Annotated in this window: 6 protein-coding genes; all 6 read left to right on the top strand. The window is 72.5% G+C overall.

Annotated elements, in window-relative coordinates; genetic code table 11:
- Positions 1 to 4: 4 nt before the first annotated feature.
- On the top strand, positions 5 to 1,018 hold the full coding sequence (locus tag ACXJKG_RS06215) for a tRNA (adenine-N1)-methyltransferase (RefSeq protein ID WP_456844879.1): 1,014 nt from the start codon (positions 5 to 7) through the stop codon (positions 1,016 to 1,018).
- A 149-nt stretch (positions 1,019 to 1,167) separates the two neighbouring features.
- Positions 1,168 to 2,802: a proteasome ATPase gene (arc, locus tag ACXJKG_RS06220; protein ID WP_456844880.1), complete on the top strand. Its 1,635-nt coding sequence runs from the start codon at positions 1,168 to 1,170 to the stop codon at positions 2,800 to 2,802.
- 46 nt (positions 2,803 to 2,848) lie between these two features.
- Positions 2,849 to 4,456, top strand: a complete 1,608-nt coding sequence (gene dop, locus ACXJKG_RS06225) for a depupylase/deamidase Dop (protein WP_456844881.1) — start codon at positions 2,849 to 2,851, stop codon at positions 4,454 to 4,456.
- A gap of 167 nt (positions 4,457 to 4,623) precedes the next feature.
- Complete coding sequence (locus tag ACXJKG_RS06230; protein WP_456844882.1) at positions 4,624 to 4,821, top strand: ubiquitin-like protein Pup; 198 nt, start codon at positions 4,624 to 4,626, stop codon at positions 4,819 to 4,821.
- Between the two features lie 6 nt (positions 4,822 to 4,827).
- The gene (gene prcB, locus ACXJKG_RS06235) at positions 4,828 to 5,661 is read left to right on the top strand and encodes a proteasome subunit beta (RefSeq protein ID WP_456844883.1); all 834 of its coding nucleotides are present in this window, start codon (positions 4,828 to 4,830) and stop codon (positions 5,659 to 5,661) included.
- Positions 5,658 to 6,204: proteasome subunit alpha (prcA, locus tag ACXJKG_RS06240; protein WP_456844884.1), on the top strand; the 547-nt coding region annotated here is incomplete at its 3' end. The genes prcB and prcA, both read left to right, overlap by 4 nt.

Consider the following 6,204-nt stretch of genomic DNA (forward strand, 5'->3'; position numbering starts at 1 on the left):
GACCGTGAACCCCGACCAGACGTCCACCGGGGCCGCGCAGCGTCGCGGCCTCTTCCGCGCGGGCGACCGCGTGCAGCTCACCGACCCGCGCGGCCGGCTGCACACGATCACGCTGGCCGAGGGAGCCTCGTTCCACACCCACCGCGGCTACCTGAGCCACGACCTGCTGCTGGGTGCGCCCGAGGGGTCCGTCGTCCGCAACACCGCCGGCATCGAGTACCTCGCCGTGCGCCCCTTGCTCGCGGACTACGTGCTGTCGATGCCGCGCGGCGCGGCCGTCGTCTATCCCAAGGACTCCGGCCAGATCGTCGCGATGGCGGACATCTACCCGGGCGCCCGCGTCATCGAGGCCGGTGTCGGCTCCGGTGCGCTCACGATGTCGCTCCTGCGTGCCGTCGGCGACGGCGGCTCGCTGCACTCGATCGAGCGTCGCGAGGACTTCGCCGCGATCGCGCGGGGCAACGTCGAGGGCTTCTTCGGCGGTCCGCACCCGGCGTGGGAGCTGTCGGTCGGCGACCTGTCCGACGTCCTGCCGACCGTGGCCGAGCCCGGCAGCGTCGACCGCGTCGTGCTCGACATGCTGGCGCCGTGGGAGAACCTCGACGCGGTCGCGACCGCGCTCGCGCCCGGCGGCGTGTTCATCTCGTACGTCGCCACGACGACGCAGCTGTCGCGGCTGGCCGAGGACATCCGCACCGACGGCCGCTACACGGAGCCCGAGGCGTGGGAGTCGATGGTCCGCGGCTGGCACCTCGAGGGGCTGGCCGTCCGACCCCAGCACCGGATGATCGGGCACACCGGCTTCCTGCTGACCACGCGGCGTCTCGCGGACGGCGTGGACGCCCCGCAGCGTCGTCGTCGACCCGCCAAGGGCGCGTACCCGGTGGCCGCCGACGGCGCTCCCGCGGTGGACGACTCCGAGCTCTGGTCGCCSGAGGCYATGGGSGAGCGGCTSGTCTCGGACAAGAAGCTGCGCCGSGCGCGCCGCGACGTCGGGCAGGCGCCCCCCACCCCGTGACCGGGATGTCCGCCCGTCGAGAACTCTGAGCGCGTCGGGCCCGTGAGTGTTGACACTGGTGGTTAGGGTCGTCGGACCAGCAGGCACAGAGCGGTGCACGGTGGGAACGGAGTGACGACCACGCGCGACGCGGAACGGAGGCCGACGAGATGACCGATCCGGCTGCCCCTGGGCGGGACCTGCACCGAGAGCTGAGCGTGCTGGCGGCGAAGAACGAGCGTCTCAGCGACGCTCTCGTCGCGGCCCGCGAGCAGATCATCGACCTCAAGAAGCAGGTCGACGACCTGGCCAAGCCCCCCGGCACGTACGCCACGTTCCTCGGCGCCCGCGCCGACGGCACGGTGGACATCGTGTCGTCGGGCCGCAAGATGCACGTGGGCGCCAGCCCGTCGCTGGACATCGCCCGCCTGCTGCCCGGCCAGGAGGTCATGCTCAACGAGGCCCTGACGGTCGTCGAGGCCGGCGGGTACGAGCAGGTCGGCGAGCTGGTCACGGTCAAGGAGCTGCTCGGGTCTGACCGCGCGCTCGTCGTCGGGCGCGGGGACGAGGAGCGCGTCGTGCGCTTCGCCGGCCAGGTGCTGGACACCGGCGTGCGGATCGGCGACGCGCTGACGATCGACTCGCGCAGCGGCTTCGTGTTCGAGGTGATCCCGCGCGCCGAGGTCGAGGAGCTGGTGCTCGAAGAGGTCCCGGACATCGACTACGCCGACATCGGCGGCCTCGGCCCGCAGATCGAGGCGATCCGCGACGCCGTCGAGCTGCCGTTCCTGCACCCCGAGCTGTTCCTCGAGCACGGGCTCAAGCCGCCGAAGGGCGTGCTGCTCTACGGGCCGCCCGGGTGCGGCAAGACGCTCATCGCGAAGGCGGTCGCGCACTCGCTCGCGGCCACGGCCGCGGCGGCCCGCGGGGAGTCCACGGCGGACACGAAGAGCTTCTTCCTCAACGTCAAGGGCCCGGAGCTGCTCAACAAGTACGTCGGCGAGACCGAACGGCACATCCGGCTGATCTTCGCCCGGGCGCGGGAGAAGGCGTCGCAGGGGCACCCGGTCGTCGTGTTCTTCGACGAGATGGAGTCGCTGTTCCGCACCCGCGGCACGGGGGTCTCCAGCGACGTCGAGACGACGATCGTGCCGCAGCTGCTGAGCGAGATCGACGGCGTCGAGCGGCTCGAGAACGTCATCGTCATCGGCGCCTCGAACCGCGAGGACATGATCGACCCGGCCATCCTGCGGCCGGGCCGGCTCGACGTGAAGATCAAGATCGAGCGGCCCGACGCGGAGGGCGCCCGCGAGATCTTCGGCAAGTACCTGGTGCCGACGCTGCCGATCCACCCGGACGACATCGCGGAGCACGGCGGCTCGGCCACGGCCGCCGTCGAGGCGATGATCACCCGCGTCGTCGAGCGGATGTACACCGAGAGCGACGAGAACCGGTTCCTCGAGGTCACCTACGCCAGCGGTGACAAGGAGGTCCTGTACTTCAAGGACTTCAACTCGGGCGCCATGATCCAGAACGTCGTCGACCGCGCGAAGAAGTCGGCCATCAAGGACTTCCTGAGCACGGGTCAGCGCGGCATCCGCGTCGACCACCTGCTCACGGCCTGCGTCGACGAGTTCCGCGAGAACGAGGACCTGCCCAACACGACCAACCCGGACGACTGGGCGCGCATCTCCGGCAAGAAGGGCGAGCGCATCGTCTTCATCCGGACGATCGTGCAGGGCAAGAAGGGTGCCGAGGGCTCGCGCACCATCGAGACGGTCACCAGCACGGGGCAGTACCTCTGACGGACGCGCGACACGGCGCACGGTCGCACCGCCCTAGGGTGGACACGTGACCGTGCGCCGCGTGATGGGGATCGAGACCGAGTACGGGATCCTCCAGCCCGGACGCCCCCTGGCCAACCCGATGCTGCTGTCCAGCCACGTGGTCGCGGTGCACGCCGCCGCGCGCGAGGGCGCCCGCACGAAGGCCCGCTGGGACTACGACGACGAGGACCCGCTGCACGACGCCCGCGGCTTCCACCTGCAGCGCGCCTCGGCGCACCCGTCGCTGCTCACGGACGACCCCGAGAAGCCGGCGCCGTCGGGCGACGGGCCGCAGCCGCTGCCGCGCGCGGCGACCGAGGAGTACGAGGACCCGGGCGCCGCCAACGTCATCCTCACCAACGGCGCGCGCCTGTACGTCGACCACGCCCACCCCGAGTACTCGTCGCCGGAGGTCACCAACCCGCTCGACGCCGTCCGGTGGGACCGCGCGGGCGAGCGCGTCATGCTCGCGTCGGTGCGTGCGCTGGCGTCCACCGCGGCGCTGCCCGACGTCGCGCTCTACAAGAACAACGTGGACGGCAAGGGCGCGACCTACGGCATGCACGAGAACTACCTGGTCGACCGCGCGGTCCCGTTCAGCGACCTCGCCGCCCGGCTCATCCCGTTCTTCGTCACGCGCCAGGTGTTCACCGGTGCGGGCCGCGTCGGGCTCGGGCAGCGCGGCGAGGAGCCCGGGTTCCAGCTGTCGCAGCGCGCGGACTACATGGAGGCCGAGGTCGGGCTGGAGACGACGCTGCGCCGCCCGATCATCAACACGCGCGACGAGCCGCACGCGGACCCGGACCGGTGGCGGCGCCTGCACGTGATCATCGGCGACGCGACGATGCTCGAGGTGGCCACCTACCTGCGGCTCGGCACCACGTCGCTGGTGCTCTGGCTCATCGAGCGCGCGGTCGCCGAGGGCGGCGCCGGGGGAGCCCTCGCCGCGATCGACCGCCTGACGCTGCGCGACCCGGTGCACGCGGTCCACCTGGTCAGCCACGACCTGACGCTGACCACCCGGATCGAGCTCGCGGACGGGCGCCGCCTGACGGCCCTCGAGGTGCAGCGCGAGTACCTGGACGCGGTGCGTGCGGCGCTCGCGCACGTCGGCGACGAGCCCGACCCGCAGACCACCGACGTGCTGGACCGCTGGGAGTCGGTGCTCGACCGGCTGGGCACCGACCCTGCCTCCTGCGCCCGCGAGGTCGAGTGGCTGGCCAAGCTGCGGCTGCTCGAGGGCATGCGGCGCCGGGACCGCCTGGCGTGGGACCACCCGCGGCTGGCGGCGATGGACCTGCAGTGGTCCGACGTCCGGCCCGAGCGCGGGCTCTACCACCGCCTGGTCCAGGCGGGGGCGGTCGAGCTGCTGGTCAGCGCCGAGCAGGTGGCCGACGCGGTCCTGCACCCGCCCCGCGACACCCGGGCCTACTTCCGCGGCGAGGCCGTCGCGCGGTACGGCGGGGAGATCTCCGCGGCCAGCTGGGACTCGGTGGTGTTCGACGTGCCGGGTGCCGCCACGCTCCAGCGCGTGCCGATGCGCGACCCCTTGCGCGGGACGCACGCTCACGTGGGCGCCCTGCTCGACCGCAGCCCCGACGCCGCCGCCCTCCTGGACGCGCTGGGCGCGTAGGCGAGCACCGCCTCGCAGGTGTCCCGGGGCCTCCGCCGACGGCCGGGCCCGAGCAGGCCCGACGTTCGCCCGTTCGCCCGTCCGCGCCTCGGCACGTGACCCGAGGACGTCGGAGGATGGGCCTAGGGTGGGCACCAGAACGTCGTCCGGAACTCCGGGAGGTCACCATGGCTGGTCAGGAACACGTACGCCCGCGCCGCGAGGACGAGGAGCCGGACGACGCGCCGGACACTCCCGCCCCGGCCGCGCCGAGCGCGCAGGCCCGCGACGCCGAGGTCGACGCGCTCCTGGACGAGATCGACGACGTCCTGGAGTCCAACGCCGAGCAGTTCGTGCGCGGGTTCGTCCAGAAGGGCGGGCAGTGAGCGCCGATGAGTTCTCACGACACGTCCGCCTCCGGGCGGCTGCCGCACGCGTTCACGACGCCGGGCTCGTCGTCGTTCGTGGAGTTCCTCTCCAGCCACGCCCCGCAGCTGCTGCCCGGTAACCGGCCGTCCGGGGACGTGCAGGCGCCGCACGGCACCACGATCCTGGCGCTCGCGTTCGACGGCGGGATCGTCATGGCGGGCGACCGTCGGGCGACCATGGGCTCGATGATCGCGAGCCGGGAGATCGAGAAGGTCTTCCCGGCCGACGAGTACTCCGCGGTCGGCATCGCCGGTACCGCGGGCCTCGCGGTCGAGCTCGTGCGCCTGTTCCAGCTCGAGCTCGAGCACTACGAGAAGATCGAGGGCAGCCTCCTCTCGCTCGACGGCAAGGCGAACCGCCTGGCCACGATGATCCGCGGGAACCTCGGCCTGGCCATGCAGGGGCTCGCAGTCGTCCCGCTGTTCGGCGGCTTCGACCTCGACCGGCGCATCGGCCGGATCTTCTCCTACGACGTCACCGGCGGCCGGTACGAGGAGCACGACCACCACGCGGTGGGCTCGGGCTCGGTGTTCGCGCGCGGCTCGCTCAAGAAGCTCTGGCGGCCGGGTCTCGACGCCGCCGCGGCCGTGCGGGTGGCGGTCGAGGCGCTGGTCGACGCGGCCGACGACGACTCGGCGACCGGCGGTCCCGACCACACCCGGGGCATCTGGCCGGTCGTCGCGACCGTCACGGAGTCCGGGTACCTGCGGGTCGGCGACGCCGACCTGGCCGCGGTGGCCGAGCAGGTCGAGCAGGAACGCCGACGCTCGCACGAGGGCCGCGGAGGTGCGCGATGAGCATGCCGTTCTACGTCTCGCCCGAGCAGCTCATGAAGGACCGGGCCGACTACGCGCGCAAGGGCATCGCGCGCGGTCGTTCGGTCGTGGTCCTGCAGTACGACGACGGCATCGCGTTCGCCACGGAGAACGCGTCGCGCGCGCTGCACAAGATCTCGGAGATCTACGACCGCATCGGCTTCGCGGCCGTCGGCAAGTACAACGAGTTCGAGAACCTGCGGGTGGCGGGCGTGCGCTACGCCGACCTGCGGGGCTACTCCTACGACCGCGAGGACGTCACGGCGCGCGGGCTGGCCAACGCCTACGCCCAGACCCTGGGCACCACCTTCACCACGGAGTCGAAGCCCCTCGAGGTCGAGATCGTCGTGGCCGAGGTGGGACGCGCGGCCGCGGGCGACCAGATCTACCGGCTGGCCTACGACGGTTCCGTGACCGACGAGCACGGCTACGTGGTCATGGGTGGGCAGGCGGAGCGCCTCGGCGGGCTGCTGGCCACCGAGTGGCGGGCCGGCCTGACGCTGCCCGAGGTGCTGGCGCTGGCGG

The organism is Cellulomonas sp. P5_C6 (assembly GCF_054049635.1).